General features: G+C 43.2%; 3 protein-coding genes. All 3 read left to right on the plus strand.

What is annotated here, in order from left to right; translation table 11 throughout:
* A partial coding sequence (locus tag HX13_RS21630; RefSeq protein WP_157837484.1) for an acyltransferase family protein occupies nucleotides 1-507 on the plus strand: 507 nt, incomplete at its 5' end.
* A 2-nt stretch (nucleotides 508-509) separates the two neighbouring features.
* Nucleotides 510-767 (plus strand): glycosyltransferase family 2 protein, encoded by a 258-nt coding sequence (locus tag HX13_RS21635; RefSeq protein ID WP_050022749.1) that lies wholly within the window; start codon nucleotides 510-512, stop codon nucleotides 765-767.
* Between the two features lie 23 nt (nucleotides 768-790).
* Nucleotides 791-4,372, plus strand: a complete 3,582-nt coding sequence (locus tag HX13_RS21640; RefSeq protein WP_262483597.1) for an amino acid adenylation domain-containing protein — start codon at nucleotides 791-793, stop codon at nucleotides 4,370-4,372.
* Nucleotides 4,373-4,527 lie beyond the last annotated feature (155 nt).

Below are 4,527 nucleotides of genomic sequence, written 5' to 3' on the forward strand. Positions count from 1 at the left end.
TTATTCTTTGTGGTAGGAATAGTATTTGCCCTGATTCTTGATAAAATAGTAATTCATAAGAAATGGGCAGCACTTATTTCCGTTACCGGAATACTCACTTTTATTTTGTTTTTACTGGATATCATTACTACAACAAATGCTTTGCTTAATTTATTGGTTGTATCATTATTTGTATTTTCCTTTCTTCTGTTTGATTATACTTTTAAATTTAAAGGGAATCGTTTTTTGATTTTTTTGGGCGACATCTCCTATTCTTTGTACTTATCTCACCCCTTCGTGGAGATATTTTTCAGAAAATTTAAGGTTACAGGGTATCTTAATATTCCATATTTTATTTTTAAAATCATCGTTGTAATCGCTCTGGCAGCGTTTCTTTATCATTTCGTAGAAAAAAAAGATTACTGCATTTTTAAAAGTAAAATTAAAAGCTTAAATTTCAACTTCAAAAAGTGGTACTACACGGAAAAACACAAGGAGGATTTAATTTATCGTAAAAGTAGAAAGTAAAAATGAGAATATCAGTAGTTATTCCCGTTTATAATGCAGAAAAATATATCCCTCAGGCTGTGGAATCCGCTCTTCAGTTTGATGATGTTCATGAAGTCATTCTTATTGAAGACCAATCACCGGATAATGCATTAAGGGTTTGTCAGCAGCTGGCTGAAAAATATGATCGGGTAAAACTATACCAGCATCCTGACAGAAAAAATCATGGAGCAGGCCCAAGTAGGAATCCTGGTTACCTGACGGGAATATTGTTTTTGTAGGACATACGGACGATCAGATCATCATAAGAGGAGTTTGTGTAAGGACTGGTGAAGTAACAGCTGTACTGCTTCGGTCACCGATGATCAGGCAAGCAGTGGTGGTTGCCCGGCCTGATGCTACAGGCAGTTACCAGCTGGTAGCATATGTAACGGCTTCTGAGCATACTTACCAGAAAGAAGATTTGTTACAGTGGCTTGAAATGCAGCTGCCTGGTTATATGATTCCGGCCCATATCATTGTATTGGATTCCCTTCCTCTCAATGCTAACGGTAAGGTAGACCGTAAAGCTTTACCTGTTCCTGAGCAAACCTTATCTGAACAGGGTAATGACCCACGCAATGCAACGGAAAGCCGCCTGGGTGAAATCTGGCAGGAACTGCTACAGGTCCCTAAGGTCGGTATCCATGATAATTTCTTCCATCTGGGAGGGCATTCTCTGATGGCAATGCGGGTAAGTGCCTTTATCAAAAATGAATGGGGACTGCATGTAACTCCTACTGTATTGTTTAACTGTAAAACCATTGAACGCCTTGCTGCCCATATTGACCAGCTCAAGGGCCAGGATCCTGCAGGCAGTATAATCCGCTCCCCGGAACATCATACAGGAAAGCTTCCCCTTTCCTTTGGCCAGGAACGCCTATGGTTTATAGACTGCCTGCACGGTAGTGTTCAATACCATATTATCTCTGTATTCAGGCTTAAAGGACCTCTTGATATACCATCCCTTGAAAAAGCACTGGGATATATTGTAGACCGTCATGAAGCTTTGCGTACTGTAATCCGTGAGGAGGAGGGTGTTCCTTACCAGCATATCCTGGAGAAAAACAATTGGAAGGCTGACATTTATAAAGGTGAGCCACTGGATGAGCAAGGTATTGATTCCCTGATAGATGATTGGGTGAGAACCCCTTTTGACCTTTCAGCAGAACATATGCTTCGTGCCCATCTCATTCCGGTTTCTTCCTCTGACCATATATTGGTAATCAATATTCACCATATCGCGGCAGACGGCTGGTCTATGTCTGTTTTATCAAAAGAGCTTGATCTTTGCTACCGGGCTTATCTTCAGGGTGAAGAACCTGAATTGCCTGAATTGCCGTTACAATACAAAGAGTATTCGATCTGGCAGCGGCAACAGGAGCCAGCACTGATCAGCGAACTGGAATATTGGCAGCGTAAACTCAATGGCGTGGCTCTATTGAATATGCCTACTGACTATGTTCGTTCTGCACGGCAAAGTGTCCGTGGGGATTCGATGAAGTTCAGGGTAAACAAAGAGCTTACCAGGCAGCTTAAATCCTTCTCTGTAAGGGAGGATGTTACATTGTATATGACACTGTTGACAGCCTTTAAGGTGCTTCTTCACCGTTACTGCTCCCAGGATGATATTTGTGTGGGAGGAGCTATATCCGGGCGTTTGCAACAAGAGTTTGAACCTTTGATTGGCTTTTTTGTCAACACCCTTGCCCTACGTACGGATTTGAGCGGGGATCCTGATTTCCGGGAAGCATTGCAACGTGTCAAAGGAACATTATTAGAAGCATATGACCACCAGGAGGTTCCTTTTGAAAGGATTGTCAAGCAAGTGTTAGGAGAACGTGACACCAGCAGAAATCCGCTTTTCCAGGTAGTATTTGTATTGCAGAATGCTCCGGATGCAGAAATGAATACCCTTGATGAAGTCAGCCTTGAAAAAATGAACTACCAGTATCGTACCAGCCAGTTTGACCTTCATTTTTCGGTACATGAAACCCCGGATGGCTTGTTGGCTAACGTTGCTTACTGTAATGACCTTTTCAACTCTTCAACAATAGAACGTTTGCTGGGACATTTTGAACGGCTTTTAGAATCAGTGGTATCAATGCCCGATGTAGCGATTGGGAAAATGCCGATGCTAAGTGCCCGGGAAACCGATCAGTTATTATATTCCTTCAGTGGTATTCCGGCGAGTTATCCTGCTGATCAGACCATCGTGAGTTTGTTTACCGGCCAGGCTCAGCGTACTCCGGACCATATTGCCGTTAGCTTCGAGGGAGAGTACCTGAGTTACCGTATGCTTGATGAGCAATCCACCGGGCTTGCGAAGCGGCTGAAGCTTGCCGGGGTGGAAAAAGGCAGTCTTGTTCCCATCTGTACGGGTCATTGCCTGGAAATGATGGTAGGGATTTTAGCAGTCCTGAAAGCAGGTGGGGTATATGTACCTGTAGATCCTGAATACCCTGAAGACCGTATCCGCTTTATCCTGTCTGATACCCGTGCTGAAGTTGTACTGGTGCTGGAAAATACATTAAAAGCTGTACAGGATGTGTATGAATCCCTTTTCATATGCCTTGACGGAGAATGGTTCATGGAAGAGGAGCCTGTTGAGCTGCCTGTTTGTGAGCCAGATCAGCCCGCTTATATCATTTATACTTCGGGATCCACGGGACAGCCTAAAGGGGTGGTTATTCCCCACCGTAATGTTGTCCGTTTGTTTATGACTTCTGAACCATTGTATGATTTTAATGAGAATGATGTCTGGACGATGTTCCATTCTTATTCTTTTGACTTTTCCGTCTGGGAAATGTATGGTGCCCTTTTCTATGGTGGAAGGCTGGTGATTGTTCCGCGTGTGATGGCCCGGGATACGATGGCATTTACAAGGCTTTTGGAAGAAGAGGGAGTTACCGTCCTGAACCAGACCCCTTCAGCTTTTTATGTTTTGCAGGAATCTGTTTTGCTGAATCCTGTTTCGCTGCAGGTTCGTTATGTTATTTTTGGAGGGGAAGCTTTACATCCGGTCCGGTTAAAAGGCTGGCACAGGCTGTTCCCATCCTGCAAATTAATCAATATGTATGGGATTACGGAGACTACGGTACATGTTACCTATCATGAGATTACCGAAAAGGAGATGAATGGCAGCGGCAGTGTGATTGGTAAACCTATTCCTACATTGCGTGCTTATATCCTGGATAAGAACCTGCAGCCTGTTCCTGTAGGGGTTACAGGGGAGCTTTACATAGGCGGGGCGGGACTGTCTGATGGATATTACAACCGTCCTGAACTTACAGCTAAAGTCTTTATTCCCCATATATTTAAAGAAGGGAGTGGCGAAAGGCTTTATAAAACCGGTGACCTGGTTCGCTGGTTACCTGACGGGAATATTGTTTTTGTAGGACATACGGACGATCAGATCATCATAAGAGGAGTTTGTGTAAGGACTGGTGAAGTAACAGCTGTACTGCTTCGGTCACCGATGATCAGGCAAGCAGTGGTGGTTGCCCGGCCTGATGCTACAGGCAGTTACCAGCTGGTAGCATATGTAACGGCTTCTGAGCATACTTACCAGAAAGAAGATTTGTTACAGTGGCTTGAAATGCAGCTGCCTGGTTATATGATTCCGGCCCATATCATTGTATTGGATTCCCTTCCTCTCAATGCTAACGGTAAGGTAGACCGTAAAGCTTTACCTGTTCCTGAGCAAACCTTATCTGAACAGGGTAATGACCCACGCAATGCAACGGAAAGCCGCCTGGGTGAAATCTGGCAGGAACTGCTACAGGTCCCTAAGGTCGGTATCCATGATAATTTAACTACTATACAGGTAAAGACAATTAAGCTATAACCATTTTTTCCAATTTTACTTTTTGTCCTAATGTAATCAGTTTTGTAATAAGGTCTGTTTTTATCCATCATTGAGTCCCGGTGTAATTTTTGTATCTTTAACAGTAAAGTTCTTGAATTATGAAATTTGAAAATAACAAATCAGGAAATGGAGGA

This window comes from Chryseobacterium sp. P1-3 (assembly GCF_000738495.1).
Taxonomy (GTDB): domain Bacteria; phylum Bacteroidota; class Bacteroidia; order Flavobacteriales; family Weeksellaceae; genus Chryseobacterium; species Chryseobacterium gallinarum.

What these genes read in the sequence shown, in the direction of transcription:
- HX13_RS21635 (WP_050022749.1), top strand. Translation starts at nt 510, where the DNA reads ATGAGAATATCAGTAGTTATTCCCGTTTATAATGCAGAAAAATATATC.